Below are 18,080 nucleotides of genomic sequence, written 5' to 3' on the forward strand. Positions count from 1 at the left end.
CGCGGCGGTTGTCGCGGCGGCCCCGCCGTGGTGACGATGGGGTACGCACGATGCCCCTGGACCGGAGGGTGAGTTGAAGGATCCCTGGGTGGCGCTGGCCGCCGGTACGGACCCCGGTGAACGGATCGGCCAACTGCGCCGCGCACACGAGACGTTCACCACGGCCGGCCGACTGGAGCGACCGGTACGGCCGGTCGTCGGCGAGTCATGGCGGCGCTCGGCCCGAGCCCGGGTCAGTCCGGACGGCACGGCCCTGGTCGAGCTGGACCCGGACGACCTGGGCCCGTACCGGGACGGGCACCCGCTGGCCGCCGTCATGCCGCTGATCCGCGAGCTGACGGTGGCCTACGCGACGGACGGGGAACACCTGCTCGCGGTGTGCGACGCGCACGGCAGGCTGCTGTGGGTCGAGGGGCCCGCGGGGCCGCGGCGGGCCGCGGGCCGGATGAACTTCGTGGAGGGCGCCCGCTGGGCCGAGTCGGTGGCCGGGACCAACGCTCCGGGTACGGCACTGGCCGTGGACCGCCCGGTGCAGGTCTTCGCCGCCGAGCACTACCTGCGCCCGGTGCAGCGGTGGACGTGCGCGGCGGCTCCCCTGCACGACCCGCACACGGGCCGGGTCCTGGGGGCGGTGGACATCACGGGAGGGGACGGGCTCGCCCATCCGCACAGCCTGGCGTTCGTGCAGGCGGTGGCGCGCGCCGCGGAGACCCAGCTCGCGCTGCTCACCCCGGCGCCGCCGCCGGGTGTCACCGTGCGACTGAGCGCGCTGGGCCGGGACGAGGCGCTGCTGGTGGCGGGCGAACGGCACGTGCGGCTGAGCCGTCGGCACAGCGAGATCCTGGTGACGCTCTCCCGCCGCCCGGAGGGCCTCGGCGGCGAGGAACTGCTCATGGAGCTGTACGAGAACGAGTCGGTCCCCCCGGTGACCCTGCGCGCAGAACTCTCCCGCTTGCGGCGGCTGCTGGGTCCGGAACTCCTGCTCTCCCGCCCGTACCGGCTGGCCGCTCCGGTCGACGCGGACTTCGACACGGTGGCGCGCAGGCTGGCGTCGGGGGCGGTGGCCGCCGCGATGAACGCCTACTCCGGGCCCTTGCTGCCCGCCTCGCAGTCACCGTCCGTCATCCGCCTGAGGCGCCGCATCGAGGACCAGCTGCGGGCGGCGCTCATCGCGCGCGGCGACCCGGGGCTGCTGGCCGACTGGGCGTACAGCCCGTGGGGCGAGAACGACCTCCCGGTCTGGCGGGCGCTCGCCACGGCCGCCGCTCCCGCCCAGCGCCCGGCCCTCCTCGCCAGGGCCCGCACGCTGGAGGCCGAGCAACGCTGCCACCCGACGCAACGGGGTTGCAACGTACCGCCTCCTACGCTCGCCCCAGAGGGCCGCCCAACGGCGGGCGGCACCGGATCCGGGAGGCCACAGAGATGACCCGTTACGCCGCGCCGGGCGACGAGGGCGCACTCGTCTCGTACGAGTCCCGCTACGACCACTGGATCGGCGGTGCCTACGTGGCGCCCGTCCGGGGCCAGTACTTCGAGAACCCGAGCCCGGTCAACGGCCGCCCCTTCACCGAGATCGCGCGCGGGACGGCCGAGGACGTCGAGCTGGCCCTGGACGCGGCCCACGCGGCGGCACCCGCCTGGGGCGCCACCTCGGCTGCCGACCGCGCGGGGCTCCTCAACCGGATCGCCGACCGGATGGAGGCACATCTGGAGGAGCTGGCGGTCGCCGAGAGCTGGGACAACGGCAAGCCGGTGCGGGAGACGCTGGCGGCCGACATTCCGCTGGCCATCGACCACTTCCGGTACTTCGCCGGTGCGCTGCGGGCCCAGGAGGGCACGCTCAGCGAGCTCGACGCCGACACGGTCGCCTACCACTTCCATGAGCCACTCGGCGTGGTCGCGCAGATCATTCCGTGGAACTTCCCGATCCTGATGGCGACGTGGAAGCTGGCCCCGGCGCTCGCGGCGGGCAACGCGGTGGTCCTGAAACCGGCCGAGCAGACTCCGGCCTCCATCCACGTATGGCTCAAGCTGGTCGCCGACCTGCTGCCGCCTGGTGTCGTGAACATCGTGAACGGCTTCGGCGCGGAGGCGGGCAAGCCCCTCGCCTCCAGCCCGCGCGTCGCGAAGATCGCCTTCACCGGCGAGACGACGACGGGGCGGCTGATCATGCAGTACGCCTCCGAGAACATCAAGCCGGTGACGCTGGAGCTCGGCGGCAAGTCACCCAACATCTTCTTCGACGACGTGTGGAACGCGGACGACGACTTCCGCGACAAGGCCCTCGAAGGCTTCACCATGTTCGCCCTCAACCAGGGCGAGGTCTGCACCTGCCCCTCGCGCGCGCTGATCCAGCGCGGGCTGTACGGCGAGTTCCTGGAGGCGGGCATCGCCCGTACCGAGAAGATCGTACTGGGGCACCCGCTGGACACCGACACGATGGTCGGCGCCCAGGCCTCCAACGACCAGCTCCAGAAGATCCTCTCGTACCTGGACATCGGTGTGCAGGAGGGCGCGAAGATCCTCACGGGCGGAGAACGGATCGAGTACGACGGCGATCTGGCGGGCGGCTACTACGTCCAGCCCACCATCTTCGAGGGGGACAACCGGATGCGAGTCTTCCAGGAGGAGATCTTCGGACCGGTCGTCGCGGTCACCTCCTTCTCCGACTTCGACGACGCGATCAGGACCGCCAACGACACCCTGTACGGCCTGGGCGCCGGTGTCTGGACCCGGGACACCAACACCGCGTACCGGGCGGGCCGGGCCATCCAGGCGGGCCGGGTCTGGACCAACTGCTACCACGCGTACCCGGCACACGCGGCCTTCGGCGGCTACAAGCAGTCCGGTATCGGCCGCGAGAACCACCGGATGATGCTGGAGCACTACCAGCAGACGAAGAACCTCCTCGTGTCGTACTCGCCGAAGAAGCTGGGCTTCTTCTAGACGCACGGAAAAAGGCGCCTGGCCTGGGTTTCTCCCGTCAGGCGCCTTTGGCTGAGCCCACTCTCGACCGAGCCCGGCTTGCACGCCAACTCCCAATTCATCCCACAGCCACCCCCCTCCTGACCAGTGCTTCCGGACCAGTCACGGACCACATCCCCTCTTCAGCCCTTGAGCGCTTCACCTTGGCTGACGTGCCGCCACTCGTTCATGGACTGCTCGATGAGGCGGTTCGCCTGCTCTCGCAGGCCGTCGAGGAACTTGGCGTAGTGGCGGAACCTCGATGCTCTGGCCTGCACGGCGGGCACATTCAGCTGGGTCCACTCCGGAGTAGAGCCAGAACGAGATCCCGGCGTGTCGGAGATCGTACGGTCGCTTGGCCAGGCCAGAAGTGCGCTCAGTACGAGTCAGGGCATGCTCCCGGGCCCGCGCCCACGTGATGCCATAGGCGGCAGCGTCCACGTGGTTGCCGACCTGGTTCCGGAAGAGGCCGAACGGATCGGTCAGCACCTGGACGTTCATGCCGTGATGCCGCTTCTTGCCGGAGCAGTAGGGCCGGTCGGCGGCGATCCGGTCGATCGGCAGCACGGTGCCGCCGAGGATCACGTACGCCTTCGTGCGGGCCGTCGCCATCGCTTCGTCGAGCCTCGGCGCGAGCACGGCCAGGAAGTCGATCGCTTCGCGGACGCAGCGGCAGACGGTAGCGAGCCCGATGCCGAACCCGGCCGCGAGCTGGGCGTAGGTGTCACCACACCGCAGGTGCGCCAGGGCGAGCAGGTTCTGACGGCCCGCGGTCAGCCGCCTCCACCGCGTGCCGATCTCCCGCCTACGGGAGTCGAGTTGCCCGGCAAGATACCGCAGAGTGCGAGTGGACAGATCGATCGCCGACGGATAGACAAGCAAGCGAAGCTCCTGGCGGGACACGGCGGATCTTGGTCGAGACACCGTCTACCAGGAGCTTCTTCATAGTGCAGCACCGGCCACCTACCAGACCTCACCGACAGGTTGGGACACCCTCACTGATCTGACACACCATTTTCAGCAGGGACCGCCCGCCTATTTCCTCGCATTCCAGCGGGGAACCGCCGTCCAGCAGAAAGCGCACGCTGTCGGACCAACGGACCGGCTGCACAAGCTGATCGCAGAGCGTCCGGACGATTTCGCTCTCCCGGTACGGGAGTCCGGTGGCGTTGGCGATCACCGGTGTGCGGAGTTCCCCGAACGCAAAGGTCTTCAGATACTTCTCGAATTCGATACGGGCCGGGTCCATGTACCGCGAGTGGAACGGCCCGCCGACCCGCAGGGGGACGAAGCGCACCCCTCGGCGTGCCAGCGCCGCGTGTGCGGTGCGCAGTGCCTCGGCGGGGCCCGCGATGACGGTCTGGGTGTCGGTGTTGAGGCCGGCCAGGTCCACCGCCTCGACCCCGTCCTGCCGGAAGACGTCGAGAAGCTTCTCCACGGGTAGGTCCAGTACGGCCGTCATACCGCCGCCGGAGGCCGCCGCCATGAGTTCACCGCGCCTTTTGACCAGTCGCAGACCGGTCTCGAAGTCGAAGGCTCCGGCGGCCAGCAGGGCGTTGTACTCGCCGAGGCTATGCCCGAGGTAGCAGTCGGCCCGGCGCTCCTCCCGGCGCTCCCTCTCGAAAGAGTGCAGGGCGTTGACGACGAAGAGCGCGGGCTGGGTGTACTCCGTCCGCGAGAGGACGTTGTCCGGGTCGTCCCGGCAGAGCGCGACGAGGTCGTATCCCAGGAGGTCGCGGGCGAACTCCGTGAGTCCGGGATAGCGGTCGAATAAATCCCCGCCCATTCCCCGGGACTGCGCCCCCTGCCCGGGGAAGAGAACTGCAAATGGCATGGCATCTCCCAGAACAGAATCCGCCGAACTACCCGTCACGGCGGCACATCGGCCGAAAAACCCGATCGGTCTTTCGGAAACATCGTTTCCTGGTGGCGACAAGGGTGGTCTCCACCGGATCTCCGAGGCGTCCTCGGTCTCACGTCCCCGATGCCGGTGCGGCGACGGCGTACGGCCGTGCCCGGGGCCCGCTGTCCGCGGTGGTGGCGAGGGCGGCGGGGCCGAGTACGTCGAACAGCAGTAGCGCGCTCTACAACCGCAGGCAGTTATCCTTGACCGGCCGGCCCAGGAGGTGTTCCGCCTTCCGTATCCGGTAGGCGACGCGACTCTTGGCGATGTGCAGCCGGCCGACGGCGGACATACTGCGTTCCGTGTCCAGGTAGCACTTGACGGTGACCCTCAGTTCGGACATCCCGTCGTCGGCCAGCGGTCCGAGTTCACGGTGGCCGAACGCGGCGCTGCGATCCCGCCGCGATCTCAGCAGAATGACCAGCCCCAGATCGGCGTAGTTGTACGGCGACGACCGGACGACGGCGCCGGGACCGACCGCGCGGATCAGCTCGGCCGTCTCGCCGGCCTGGCGGTGACTGGTCCGGAATCCCTCGGTCCCCTCCCCCGGAAGGCCCGTCGCGATGTGCACCCCCGCGTGCCCAGGACGCCCGGGGCGCCGCGGCGCGGCGCGACCGCCGGAGCAGCAGGGGGTCTCCGCTGGCCTTCGGCCCCCAGGCCCACAGGGTCGAGAGACCCACGGGCAGGTTCTGCCGGATGCACTCGCGGACGGACTGGCCGATGACGTCCGGAAGGCCGTCGGTCGGAATCCCGCCAGGGATCGGAGGAAGTGGAGCGCGAGCGCCTCAGCGCAGCGGGCGGTCAGATCGTCGGGGATCCTGGACGGTCCCGCGGACCGGGCCGGGGCGGTCGCGTCCGTCGGCCGGGCGGTCTCCACCGCCCGGCCGACGGCGCCGACGCCGATCTGGAGCCGGGCCTCGCGGAGGGTGGCCTCGTCGCTGACCGCGGCGACGAGCACGGACGTGTCGCGGGGCCGTAAGCGCCGGACCCACGGATGTTCCACCATGAGCCTGTGGCTCGCCGGGACGCCGCTCATTGGTCCACCGCCCACCGTGTCCACAGGGATGCGGGTGTGTCGTCCGGGCCCGGCTGCGGGGTCACGTCGTAACTGACCGAGATCACCGAGCGCAGCACGCTGAGGAATGCCTTGGCGCGACCGCTCATGACGGATCCGGGCATGATGCCCACACCGAGGGACGACGAGGCCAGGTCGTCGACGATGTCGACCGCGCGGACCCTTCGGCCGTCGAACGTGGTGACTGGCGAGGCGCGTTGGTACATCAGTGCGAATCCGAAGCCGGCGGCCACGAGCCCACGCATGGTCTCCTGCGTCGTCGTCCTGATCACCGGGGGCATCGCGACGCCCGCGTCGACGCACAGCTTCTCGAAGTGCCGGAGGAGCGGTGGGGAGTCCAGGGTGACAAGGGGCTGGGCGACCAGTTCACCCAGTGAGACCCGACCGTCATCGGCCCCGGGAGCGTCTTCGGCCACGAGGGCGTGGACCTGTAGCTCGACGAGCGGGTGGAAAACGGATTCCTCCGCCAGGAAGTCGTAGGTCACGATCATCTCGCATCGGCCAGCCCGCAGGAATTTCAGGATTTCCTCGGCGGATTCCTCGTGCACGTTCAACTGGAGCACCCCATGGCGTTTTTCGATCAGCCGGCAGACCAGCGGCCGGAGGAACGGGGCGATCGGATAGAAGAAGCCGACATCGAGAGGACCCGTGATATCGCTCGCCAGGGAGTCGCTCTGTGCCTTGAGGCTTCTGGCCTGCCTCAGCAGTAAATGGGCTTCGTGCAAGAGGTGGCGCCCGCTGGGGGTGAGGCTCACCCCCCGGGCATGGTGGCGAAGCAGTAACTGGACGCCGAGATGGCGTTCGAGGCGGCGTACGGCCGACGACACCGTCGACTGCGAGGTACAGAGCCTCTCCGCGGCCTCGGATATGTTGCCGAGTTCGGCGGAGACCACGAAGTACTGGAGTTGGGTGAGACTGAATCCCAGCTGATCGGTCGTAGCACGCATCCGGCGAAAACCTCCTGGAGGGTAACACTCGAACTTGGGTGCAGATCTTCTTGGGGTGCTGTCGATCAGTCGGTGGGTATGGTCTGGCCGCGTCAACGCGTCTGGTGATTGCGGATGAACTCCTGCTGCTGGTGCAGGCACCTCTTCCATCGTCTCCCGCGCGATCTGCAGCCGCGTCAGCTGCTTCTCCGCACGCGGCAACTCCTCCGACAGACCAGCGATCTGCTCACGCAGCCGCTCGGCCCCGCCTGCGCCTCAGCCCGCCTGGCCTCCAACGCCTCCATCGACGGCGGCACACCGCACCCCCTCTAGCTCAGCATCGGCACGTCTCACGGCTGGCTCGGCCCCGGCGACGGCAGAAGTCGGCACGACCGGCCACATCCCGAATCTCTGTGGATCACCCTAACGAGGCACCCTCAAAAGATGCGTGCACCTTTTCGGACTTCACGTCCAGTCATATTCTTCCTGCGAGGGACTCAAGGGCAATCGGCTCCCGGGGCTTTCGACCGCCTGGAAGTCCCCGGGCCTGTCAGCTATCTCCTCGCCGCCGCCAGAACCGCCCTGTGCCTCTCGCCGCTGGGGACGGCCGCCGCGCTCGGCGTCTTGTCCGGGGCGGGCCACCCGCTCGCCCATCCGGCGCAGACGGTCATCGTGGCCGCAGGTGACACCACCGCCACGGACCACGGGACCGAGTGGCTCCGAGCAGCGGACACCGCTTCCGTGCGGCCCGGACCCCCGCCGGGCCGCATGGAAGTTCTCAGAGCAGGCCGTGCAGCCGTAGATCCGTGACGTACTTCCGGATCAGGGCGGCCGACAGATGGGGGATGTCCCCGTCGGAGCCGACCTTTTCGGCGCGTACGGCGGCGCGGAACCGCTCGGCGGGGAGTGCTGAACCGCCCGGCGGCGTCTCCGGCTCGGCGAAGGCGTGCAGCAACGGGAGCAGCGAGTGCCGGCGCTGACGTTCCGGCAGGGCCCGGAGCGCGACCGTGCAGCGGGTGAGCCACTGGGCGTGGTCGTCGATCCGCTGGACCGGATGGCCGGCCTCGATCAGCCATTCGACACAGGTGTCCAGCGAGACACCGTCGTCGTGCGGGTTGACCACGTTGAAGATCCGGTAGCCGTAAGTGGCCAGCGCGCCCAGCACGGTGACGGCCTCCGCGGTGAAGTCGACGGGCAGTCCGCCGTAGTGCGCGCGTGCGCCGCCGCCGTCGCCGTAGAACGAGCCCGGCGCGACACCGGTGGCAAGCAGGCTCAGCAGCAGACGGGTGAAGGTGTCGGACACATTGAGCTGCCCGGGGTGTGTGCTGTGCGCGAGGATGTTGTCGGACCGGAAGACGGCGACCGGCAGACCGCACAGGTCGTACGCCTCCCGGAGCAGGACCTCACCGGCCCACTTGCTGGAGGCGTAGCCGCCCGCGTAGCTCTCGTCGAGGTGCCGTACCGGCCTGATGTCCCGGATGTCGGCGTCCTCGTCCAGGGAACCGCCTGCGGTCCCGAAGCCCACGGCGACGGTCGACACATAGGAGACGGGCTTCAGCCGTGCGGTGAGGGCGAACCGGATCACCTCGGCCGTGCCGGCCACATTCGGGCCGAACAACTGGCTGTAGGGCAGCAGATGGTTCACCAGGGCGGCCGAATGGACGACCAGGTCCACGGTCTCGGCCAGGGTGCGCCAGGTGTTCTCCTCCAGTCCCAGCAGCGGCTCACCGACATCCCCCGCGAGGACGTCCAGGGTTCCCTCGGCCAGGTCGCGGAAGCGCCGGGACAGTTCGGTGTCACCGCCGCCGAAGCTCTCCTCCAGCCTGCGTCGGGCGGCGGCCGGGTCGCCGCCGCGCACGACACAGACGAGCCTGCCGCCCGCGGGCGCCAGCCGGCCCAGCCACTCCAGGCACAGGAACCGGCCGAGGTAGCCGGTGGCTCCGGTCAGCATTACGGTCCTCGGGGGGCCGTCGGAACGCGGCAGTTCCGCCGCCCCGGCCAGTGTGGCGGCGTCGATGAACTTCTCCAGGGTGAGGTCGGCGGCGCGGACCTCGGTGCTGTGCTCGCCGTGCACGGTGGCGAACGTGGGGCACCCAGCGCGGGCGCGGCGCCGCGCCTCGATGTATCCGGCGACCCGTCTCAGATCGTGGGCCGGGCTGATGATCACCCCGACTGGAACCTCCACCTGGAAGATCTCCTCCAGCAACCGGGAGAAAGAGAGCGCGGACAGCGAGTCTCCGCCCAGGTCGGTGAAGTGGGTGTCGGCGCTCGGCTCGGCGTCCGCGCAGCCCAGCAGCGCCTGGACGGCCCGGCTGACGGTCTCCGCCACCGGCCGGTCCGGCCCGCACCGCCGTACCTCGCGCAACTGCTCGGCGTACCCCTCGGCCAGCTCGTCATACAGACGTTCGAGAGTGGCACCGTAGCGTTCCTTGAGCCGGACGCGCGGCAGTTTGTGACTCTCAGTGTAAAGACCGTTCTCGATGCTGAAGGGCTCGGCCTCGATCAGGAAGTCCCTGGGGATCTCGTACGAGTCGAGGCCGGCCTCCCTGGCGGTCCGCCGGAGCGATTCCGCGAGCAGCGACTTGAGGGACGCGAGGTCGCCTCCGCACCCGGCCAGCGCGTCCGCGGTGGGTACCACCACCGCGAGCAGATAGGCACGCTCACTGTTGCCGTACACATAGATCTGCCGGATCAGCGGGCCTCCCACGAAGACCGCCTCCAGGCGGGAGACGGCCACGAACTCCCCCTGGGACAGCTTCAGGGTGTCCTTGGTGCGATCGACGTAGATCAGCCGGTCGGGCCCGGTCTCGGCGAAGACGTCGCCGGTCCGGTAGTAGCCGTCCTCGTCGAAGATCGAGGCGGTCAGCTCGGGGCGCTTGTAGTAACCAGGAATGAGTGTCTTGGACTTGAGCAGCAGTTCGCCTCGCGGATACGGCAGGTCGGTGCTGTAGTAGCCGAGTTCGGGAACGTCCGCGAGCTTGTAGTCGATGACGGGCGGGCGCTGCACCACCGTGTCCAGGAGGACTCCGCCTGCCTCCGTGGAGCCGTAGCCGGTGTACAGGTGGACGCCGAGACAGGACTCGACGAAAGACGCGATCTCGCCCGAGACGGGGGCAGTCCCGACGAACGCCTTGGCGACCCGGCCGCCGAGGAAATTCTCCCGGAGGTCCTTTCTGACCGCCGCCTCGACATCGCCGGGCTCCCCGGCCCGCCGGTCCAGTTCGGCGCGGTACCGCTCGAACAGCATGTCGCAGATCCGGGGGACCGCGGTCAACTCGGTGGGACGCACCAGCGTGATGTCCTCGAACAGCGTGGACAGGTCGCTGCGCGCGGTGAAGTAGCCGACACCGCCCTTGACCAGGGAGCCCATCAGCGCGTAGCGGCCGGCCAGATGGCTGTGCGGCATATAGAGCACGCTGACCGGAGGCGTGTCCGCAGCCCCGTAGCTGAACCCGTACCAGGCGGTGCCGACCAGCCGTTGGGTGTACATGGCGCCCTTGGGGGCGCCAGTGCTGCCGGAGGTGTAGATGAGCAGGGACAGCGGGTCCTCGCCGGGGGCGGCGGTGAACAGGGGCGCGGGCGGCAGTCGGCGTCCGCGGTCGATCACCTCGGCCAGGGTGTCCACAGCCACCGGCCGGCCGGCCTCGGCGAGGCGCCGTCGGGCGGCCTCCAGCGCGTCCCGCCCCTCGGGTCCGGGGCGCTGATCGAACACGGTCAGCCGCTGGACGGAGGGCGCCGCCAGGACGGCCAGGACCGCGACCTCCAGATACTCGGCGCTGACGGCGAGGACACGCGGTTCGGTCTCCGCAATGATCGGCCCGAGCTGCGACAGCGGCGCGCTGGACTGGAGGGGGACGGGTACCACACCGGCATGGATACAGGCCAGGTCGAGGGTCGCGTAGTCGACACCGGTGAAACCCAGGGTGCAGATACGGTCGCCCGGCCGCAGCGGGTACTCCGGGTCGTGGTGCCACCGGCTCGCGACGGCGCGGACCCGCGCCCACAGTTCGCGGTAGGTGAGGGTGTCGAAGAGCGGCAGCAGCTGTCCGGTCGCCGGGTCCGCGGCGCGTTCGCCGAGGGCCGGGAGGTCCCCGTGGTTCTCGAAGATGGCCGCCATGACCTCAGCGAGCGCCTCGCCCAGGTCCACGGACGCCAGAACCTCGGCGAGTCCCCGGCCCGGCTCGGATGCGGCCGCGGTGCTCGCGTCCTGTGGTTCTGCCATGAACAGCTCTCCCTTGGCGTTACGGCGAGGTCGCCGGGTCATATGCGAGCGGGTGGGCGCCGGGACGGCCCGGCGGTGCGCCCCTGCCGAAGCCGGCTCCGGCACATGTCACGGTGCCGGGCGCACGGCGGGGTGTCTCACCAGCCGACCGGAAGTGCGGCCACGCCCCGAACGAGGCGCTCGGTCCGCCAGGCCAACTGGTCGGACTCGACCGCGAGATGGAGTCCGGGCAGCCGCCGGACCAGGACTTCGAGCACCACGTTCAGCTCCATCCGGGCCAGTTGGGCACCGAGGCAGTGGTGGATGCCGAATCCGAAGGTGACATGGGGGATCCGCTCGCGCCCGAAGTCGATCTCCTCGGGGCGTTCGAACACCTCGGGGTCGCGGTTGGCCATGCCCAATTCGGCGACCACCGCGTCACCGGCCCGGATGATCTGCCCGCCCAGTTCCACGTCCTCGGTGGCGATCCGGGTGAAGCCGGCGGTGGCGCTGATCGGGATGAACCGGGAGAGTTCCTCGACCGCATCGGGGATGAGAACGGGATCGTCGACGAGCCGCCGCCAGAGGCCGGGCCGGGTCAGCAGGGTGTAGACGAAGTTGCCGATCTGGTTGGCGGTGGCCTCCTGACCGGCGGAGAGCAGGCTCACTCCGAGGCCGACGAGTTCACCCTCGCCGAGCGGTTCTTCCTCCTCCCCCGCCACCAGCTCGCCGAGCAGGTCCTCGGTGCGGGCCGTACGGCGCCGCGCGATCAGATCGGCGAGGTATCCACAAAGCTGCTCCCGGGCCGCGGCAGACTGCTCCGGGTCGGAGAGCATCAGCAGGCCGTCCACCCACTCGGTGAACCGGTCGTGGTCGGCCTTGGGCACGCCCAGCATCTCGCAGATCACGGTGATCGGCAGCGGCCAGGTGAGGGCCTGGGTAAGATCCGCATGGCCGCCAGCGGCCACCATGGTGTCGAGCAAGCCGTTCACGATCTCCTCGACGCGCGGGCGCAGTGTCTTCAGCCGGCGAGTGGCGAACGCGTTCGCCACCCGGCGGCGCAGCCGGGTGTGATCCGGCGGGTCCATGCTGAGCATCGAGGTGGCGGGCAGTCCGACCGCGACCGTGCGGGGCACATGGTCGCCCACGGCGGCGGCGCGGCTGAAGCGCGGGTCGGCCAGCACGGTCCGGACATCCGCGTGCCGGGTGACCAGCCAGCCGTCGCCGCCGAAGGGCAGACGCACCCGCAGCACAGGCTGCTCACTGCATATCTCGACCAGATTCGGGTCGATGTCGAGTCGGGTTATCGGTCCGAACGGATACGCCCGGAGGCCGCCCGCAGCTGTCTCGGTCATGGTGTCGGTCCTTCCAGGACTACGTGTGCTGAGGTCGGGTTTCTCCGGCGCACGGACGGGCCGGTTCCCCGCCTCTAAAAAAGCTGGCCGGACTCCTTCATCGAGGAAAGGAAGGGGCGGATTCCTCTATTCGCGAATGACGGGGCAAGATCCCGGCGTTCAGGAAAGGCCGGCCGTCTTTCCGCCGTCAATGACGATATTGCTGCCGGTGATCCATGAAGCGCGCGGGGAGACCAGGAAACCGACCGCTTCGGCGATGTCCTCGGCCGAGCCGAGCCGCCCCAGCGGAATTTCCGCAGCCCAGTTCCCGGCGAGGGCTTCGAGGCCGGCCGGGTCGGCCACGCCGCCGAAATACTCGACCGCCTGTCCGCGCGCGATCTTCGAGGCGGGTGTCTCCACATTGCCCAGGCACACGGAGAGGACCCGGATGCCGTCCGTCGCCAGCTCGGCGGCCAGACCCTTGCTGTACGTCTCCAGCGCGGCCTTGGCGGCGGCGTAGTGGTAAAGGATCGGGTAGGCCGCGATGGTGGCGATGGAGGAGACATGCAGGACGGCCCCGCCGCCGCTCTCGCGCAGCGAGGGCACCAGGGCCGCGTTGAGCCGGACCGCGGCCAGGAAGTTGATGTCCATCGTGTACTGCCAGTCCTTCTCCAGGTCCAGCACACTGTGGAAGGAACGGCAGCCACCCGCGTTGTTGACCACGATGTCCACGCCGCCGAGCGTCTCCAGCGCGGCGTCGGCGAACTCGCGCACCCCGTCGGAGGTACTGAGGTCGGCCTTGACGAAGGTGACGCCGGACGGCGTCCCCTCGTCCGGGTTGCGAGCGGAGGTGACCACGGTGGCACCGGCATCGAGGAGGTTGCGCACGATCGCGGCGCCGATCCCGCGGCTGCCGCCGGTGACCACGGCCCGCTTGCCTTCCAGCTCCCCAACGGACGGCACGAGAGAACGGCCATGGCTCGTCATATGGGTTCCGCTCTTTCATTCTCGGGCAGCCCTGGGAACAGCACGCATCGTGCCGGAATTCCCTGGCTGCGATAACGAAATAAGTAGCGCACCAACTGCCCCCGTGATGCAAAGCCACGGGATCAACTGTCGTCGCCCTCGTGCACCGGGTCAACCCAATAATTTCGTTGCAGTGCATCGCATCATGCAATGCAGGAGTCCGCTCGTGCAGGTCTGTTATTTTCCATCAGGGCGGTGTGGCCAAAGACGCCGTCGATCGGGCACTATCCAAGCGTGACCGAAGTACTTCCCCACCGGAAATCCTTCGTCGGTCCGCATTCGACTCGGAAGGCAACGATGGCCAGTCTCGATGAACCGTTCACCGTGGGCAGCCTCACGGTCCCCAACCGGATCGTCATGGCCCCGATGACCAGAACCGCGTCCCCCGGCGGGGTGCCGGGTGCCGATGTGGCGGAGTACTACGCCCGGCGGGCTACCCACCAGGCCGGACTGATCATCACCGAGGGCACCTACATCGACCGCCCCGCTGCCGGGGCCTACGACAACGTGCCCGACTTCCACGGGGAACGGGCGCTGGCCGGCTGGGCCCATGTGGTGCGCCGGGTGCACGAGTCAGGCGGAAGGATCATTCCGCAGCTCTGGCACACGGGGCTCACACGTACCGCCACCGAGCCGCCCGCCGAGGGCCCGTCCGGCATAGGGCTGGACGGCGGGCCGGCCGGTGTGGCCATGACCCGGCGGGACATCGACGACACCGTCGCCGCCTACGCGGAGGCCGCGCGGACCGCCGAGCGGCTCGGGTTCGACGGCGTCGAGGTACACGGCGCCCACGGCTATCTGATCGACAGCTTCCTGTGGAGCGAGACCAACCGGCGTACGGACGGCTACGGCGGCAGCCCCGCCGCCCGCGTTCGGTTCGGCGCCGAGGTGGTGCGGGCCGTCCGCGCGGCCGTCAGCCCGGGTTTCCCGGTCTTCTTCCGCTTCTCCCAGTGGAAGCTGGGCCGTTACGACGCCCGTAACGCGCGGAACCCCGGCGAGCTGGAGCAGTTGCTGGTGCCGCTGGCCGAGGCCGGGGTCGATGTGTTCCACGGCTCCAGTCGCCGCTACTGGCTCCCCGAGTTCGAGGGCAGCTCCCTCAACCTCGCGGGCTGGGCCCGCAAGCTCACCGGGAAGCCCGCCGTCACGGTCGGCTCGGTCGGCATGGTCCGGCAGTACGGCGATGGCGACTTCACCTCGGGCTTCACCACGCCGTCCGACACGACCGGCATCGACGAACTGCTGGCCCGGCTGGAGCGCGACGAGTTCGACCTGGTGGCGGTCGGCCGGTCGCTACTGGCCAACCCCGACTGGGCGGCGCGGGCCCTCCGCGGCGAGTTGGAGTGGACGGTCGCGTACGACCCTGCCGTGCTCCAGAGCCTGGTCTGACGGCCGTCCGGCACCGCGTCGACGCGGCCGAAGACGCCGACCGGTCGTCAGCGGGCGCCGGCGACATCGGTCCCGCGTCGGCCCGGGGCAGCGCGGAACCGGGGAGTGGTACCTCACTCGTCCGGGGAGAACCGGATCGTCCCGGCGGGGACGGACGCCCCGCACCGGATGCGTTGCACCGAGTCCTGCCTCCCGGCGGGCGGAAGGTCACGCGACGCTTCCGCGGACCGTGTGAGTGTCCACCGTGGGCGGCGTCACCGCGCGTTCTTCTCCGGCGCGGTGTACACGTACTCCTCGATCCGGTCGATGTGATCGCCCTCGAACCGGAAATACACCACGGCGTGGACCTCATCGGAGGAACCGTCGGCCAGATTCAGGCGCAGCACATGCTGCTGGAAGAGCTCGCTCCCGTTGTGAACCTGTCGGGTCACCTCGTACCGGAGGGAGTCGACGTTGGTGACAAAGGACTTGAAGTGGTCGAGGCGGTCGCTCATCGCCACCTCCCCCTCACCGTCGTTCTGCCATACGACGGCCTTTTCGGTGCACAGCTCCAGGGCACCGGAAAAGTCGCACGCCTCCAGCCGCCGCAGAAACTCATTGACGGGCACACGCAGGCCCTGTGTCATGCCGGACCACCTTTTCACGTCGAATGATTGCCCTCACACTATCGAGGAGTCACATTCTCACGGTCAAGATGATTATTTCGATGCACTGGATCGCCTAGGTCCATGAAGCGCTGCGGCCGGACTGGATCACAGAGTGCGATGCACTAGATCGACAGAATGAGTGTGACTTGTTTCGGCCGACTCATTAGCAGGAGCCAGGACGCCTCCGCAGGAATATTGGAATTCGCTCAGGATTCATACCGCCTTGGACGCCGGAAATCCCAGCGACCCCGCCATTCTGGAGCTTCTCACCATGACGAACATTCACCGTGCCGCCAGTGCCAAGATTCCCGATTTCCCGGTCGGCAGACCGGAATCCTGCCCTTTCGACCCCGATGAGATCTACACCCGGCTGCGCGCCGAGGAACCCATGACGCTGGTCCACTGCCCTGCCGGAATGGACGCCTGGCTGATCAGCCGGTACGAGGACATGCGGCACATGCTCGCGGACCGGAGTCTGAGCTCCCGCGCCGCCGGCTCGGACCACATGCTGCCGTCGTACGACGGGCACGAACCGCTTCCCGGCTTCATGATCCAGTTGGACGGCCAGGAGCACGCGCGGCTGCGTCGGCTGCTGATCGGGGAGTTCACGGTCCGCAAGATGGAGGCGCTACGACCCTGCGTCCAGAAGATCACCGACGAGCACATCGACGCGATGCTCGCCGGGGCCGGTGCCGATCTGGTGCGGGACTTCGCCCTGCCGATCTCCTCGAAGGTGATCTGCGAGATGCTCGGGGTGCCGTACAAGGACCACGAGATGTTCCAGCTCGACAGCCAGGTGCTGATGAGCTTCGAGGCGGACGAGGTCAGCCGGGGCGCGGCCACCCGGCGGCTGGAGGCGTATCTCGGCGAGCTGGTCAGGCAGCGGATCGCCGAACCACAGGACGATCTGCTCAGTCGGCTGATCGCCCGGAGCAACGATACCGACCGGCCGCTGGAAGTGGGCGAGCTGGCCACGCTCAGCGTGCTGCTGCTGGTCACCGGGCACGAGACCACCGCCAACATGATCACGCTGGGCATGCTGATGCTGCTGGAGAACCCCGGGAAGCTGGCCGAGTTGCGGGCCGATCCGGACCTGATCGGTACCGCCGTGGAGGAGCTGCTGCGCTATCTGTCGGTGATCCAGTTCGGTCTGCTCCGCTATGCGACCCAGGACGTCACCATCGGCGGTATCGAGGTGAAGGCAGGCGAGTGGCTGGTCGCGGCCGTCCCCTCCGGCAACCGGGACGAGAGCGTGTTCCCGTCCTCGGACACCCTGGACCTCGGGCGACAGGTCCGTACCAACCTGGCATTCGGCTTCGGCGCACATGTGTGCATCGGCCAGCACCTGGCCCGGATCGAGCTCCAGGTCGCGCTGTCCACGCTGCTGCGCCGCATACCGGAGCTCCGGCTGGCCGAACCGCTGGCGCAGTCCGAGTTCAAGCGCAACGACATCGTCTACGGCCTGCAGAGCATGCGCGTCACGTGGTGACGACCGGGCCGATCAGGCCGTCCGGCCGCGCGGCGAAGACCTCGGCGTTCTCCACCCCGAAGGCGGGTTCAGCCGCGAAACTCCGCCGGGCGCTCGGGGGACGCCTCGGACAGCGCTCGGGCGACCGCGTCGGCGCCGGCCTGCAGCCCGTACACCGGGGTGCCCGGCTGCTGGCGCCAGGAGTCGTCGAGGGAGCCCGCGTCGACGGTGTCGAAGCCCAGTTCGTCGATGAGGGCCCGGACGGTCTTCTTCGCGGCCGGGTCGTCGGCGGCGACCGGCAGGGCGAGCCGCTCGGGCGAGCCCGCCGGGCGGAACGCGTTCAGCAGGTCCTCCGCGTAGGTGCCGTTGAACGCCTTGACGACCGGGCGGCCGAGCTGGCGCTCGGTCCAGCGGCTCTCGGTCAGCTTCTCGTCCTCGATGCCGGCGATACGGCCGTCGCGGGGCCGGGGGTAGTAGTTGCCGGTGTCGATGACGACCAGGTCGCCGGACGTGCCGTCGAAGAGCCCCGAGGGCAGGTCGGGCACGCTCTTCAGGGGGAGAGCGACCACCACGACCTCGGCGTCGCGGACGGCGTCGGTGACGGTGGCGGGGGTCGCGCCCGTCTCCTCTGCCAGGGCGGTCAGCGTCCCGGGGCCGCGCGAGTTGGCCACGGACACCTCATGACCGAGCGCGCTGAGCCGCCGGGTGAGGTTGCCGCCGATATTCCCAGCGCCGATGACACCGATCTTCATGAAGACCTCCCGCAGGACGTACGAACTTCGCTGCCGCATGACTTTACCCGGGCAACGTGAATTTATGTAGCTGTTTCCATTGAATCGTACAAAGCGATCCAGTCCATCAATAAGTTCCGCTTGACCGGCATCAGCGAAACCATTGATAGTGAAATGTAGTGTGACCGCGACCGGTCAATGGGAAGGGGCACCGGATGAGGGGCGGCCAAGTAATTCCGGACCGCCGACCGATCTCGTCGGCGGTATTCGCCACGATCGATACGGATGGGTGATGGCGCAGTCGCACTCTCCCAGCGACCACCACGCGGCCCGGCGGAGTTCTCGCACGCCTTCGCACGCCCCCGAGGGCGTCGCGCGACGTCCCCGTGATGACAAGGAATGGGTCAGTGACCAGGACG

Annotated in this window: 12 protein-coding genes and 1 pseudogene; 4 read left to right on the forward strand and 9 right to left on the reverse strand. The window is 69.0% G+C overall.

The features are described 5' to 3' along the window. Positions 1 to 73 precede the first annotated feature (73 nt). Together ACFVWY_RS29895 and ACFVWY_RS29900 are read left to right on the forward strand one after the other, a co-directional pair. Entirely contained in the window at positions 74 to 1,426 is a 1,353-nt protein-coding gene (locus ACFVWY_RS29895; RefSeq protein WP_389877851.1) for a GAF domain-containing protein, read from the forward strand. Next, positions 1,423 to 2,946 carry an aldehyde dehydrogenase family protein gene (locus tag ACFVWY_RS29900; protein WP_389877853.1) on the forward strand — a complete coding sequence of 508 codons (1,524 nt, stop codon included), beginning with the start codon at positions 1,423 to 1,425 and terminating at the stop codon, positions 2,944 to 2,946. The genes ACFVWY_RS29895 and ACFVWY_RS29900 overlap by 4 nt, the downstream gene beginning before the upstream one ends. Positions 2,947 to 3,432: 486 nt before the next feature. On the opposite strand, the pseudogene ACFVWY_RS29905 reads toward ACFVWY_RS29900, so the two are convergent. The 7 genes and pseudogenes from ACFVWY_RS29905 to ACFVWY_RS29935 all read right to left on the reverse strand — a co-directional run. Further along, positions 3,433 to 3,846 (reverse strand): annotated as a pseudogene (locus tag ACFVWY_RS29905) (transposase family protein); the annotation flags it as partial. Positions 3,847 to 3,937: 91 nt separating this feature from the next. After that, on the reverse strand, positions 3,938 to 4,798 hold the full coding sequence (locus ACFVWY_RS29910; protein WP_389877854.1) for an ACP S-malonyltransferase: 861 nt from the start codon (positions 4,796 to 4,798) through the stop codon (positions 3,938 to 3,940). A 250-nt stretch (positions 4,799 to 5,048) separates the two neighbouring features. Then, positions 5,049 to 5,438, reverse strand: a complete 390-nt coding sequence (locus tag ACFVWY_RS29915) for a hypothetical protein (RefSeq protein ID WP_389877855.1) — start codon at positions 5,436 to 5,438, stop codon at positions 5,049 to 5,051. A gap of 461 nt (positions 5,439 to 5,899) precedes the next feature. Continuing rightward, positions 5,900 to 6,889 carry a LysR family transcriptional regulator gene (locus tag ACFVWY_RS29920; RefSeq protein WP_389877857.1) on the reverse strand — a complete coding sequence of 330 codons (990 nt, stop codon included), beginning with the start codon at positions 6,887 to 6,889 and terminating at the stop codon, positions 5,900 to 5,902. A gap of 757 nt (positions 6,890 to 7,646) precedes the next feature. After that, entirely contained in the window at positions 7,647 to 11,090 is a 3,444-nt protein-coding gene (gene car, locus ACFVWY_RS29925; protein ID WP_389877858.1) for a carboxylic acid reductase, read from the reverse strand. 137 nt (positions 11,091 to 11,227) lie between these two features. After that, a complete protein-coding gene (locus ACFVWY_RS29930; RefSeq protein ID WP_389877859.1) occupies positions 11,228 to 12,424 on the reverse strand; it encodes a cytochrome P450 in 1,197 nt (398 codons plus the stop codon). A 159-nt stretch (positions 12,425 to 12,583) separates the two neighbouring features. Next, positions 12,584 to 13,390: an oxidoreductase gene (locus tag ACFVWY_RS29935; protein ID WP_389877861.1), complete on the reverse strand. Its 807-nt coding sequence runs from the start codon at positions 13,388 to 13,390 to the stop codon at positions 12,584 to 12,586. A gap of 336 nt (positions 13,391 to 13,726) precedes the next feature. Between ACFVWY_RS29935 and ACFVWY_RS29940 the strand changes: the two genes are divergently transcribed. Continuing rightward, positions 13,727 to 14,815 (forward strand): NADH:flavin oxidoreductase, encoded by a 1,089-nt coding sequence (locus ACFVWY_RS29940; protein WP_389877862.1) that lies wholly within the window; start codon positions 13,727 to 13,729, stop codon positions 14,813 to 14,815. A gap of 254 nt (positions 14,816 to 15,069) precedes the next feature. On the opposite strand, the gene ACFVWY_RS29945 is transcribed toward ACFVWY_RS29940, so the two are convergent. Continuing rightward, positions 15,070 to 15,441 carry a nuclear transport factor 2 family protein gene (locus ACFVWY_RS29945; RefSeq protein ID WP_389877864.1) on the reverse strand — a complete coding sequence of 124 codons (372 nt, stop codon included), beginning with the start codon at positions 15,439 to 15,441 and terminating at the stop codon, positions 15,070 to 15,072. Between the two features lie 292 nt (positions 15,442 to 15,733). Here ACFVWY_RS29945 and ACFVWY_RS29950 point away from each other — a divergent pair, with 292 nt between their 5' ends. Further along, positions 15,734 to 16,951 carry a cytochrome P450 gene (locus tag ACFVWY_RS29950; RefSeq protein WP_389877865.1) on the forward strand — a complete coding sequence of 406 codons (1,218 nt, stop codon included), beginning with the start codon at positions 15,734 to 15,736 and terminating at the stop codon, positions 16,949 to 16,951. Between the two features lie 68 nt (positions 16,952 to 17,019). On the opposite strand, the gene ACFVWY_RS29955 is transcribed toward ACFVWY_RS29950, so the two are convergent. Further along, a complete protein-coding gene (locus tag ACFVWY_RS29955; protein WP_389877880.1) occupies positions 17,020 to 17,682 on the reverse strand; it encodes an NADPH-dependent F420 reductase in 663 nt (220 codons plus the stop codon). Between the last annotated feature and the right edge of the window lie 398 nt (positions 17,683 to 18,080).

The sequence above is a fragment of the Streptomyces sp. NPDC058195 genome, from assembly GCF_042883525.1.
GTDB lineage: Bacteria > Actinomycetota > Actinomycetes > Streptomycetales > Streptomycetaceae > Streptomyces.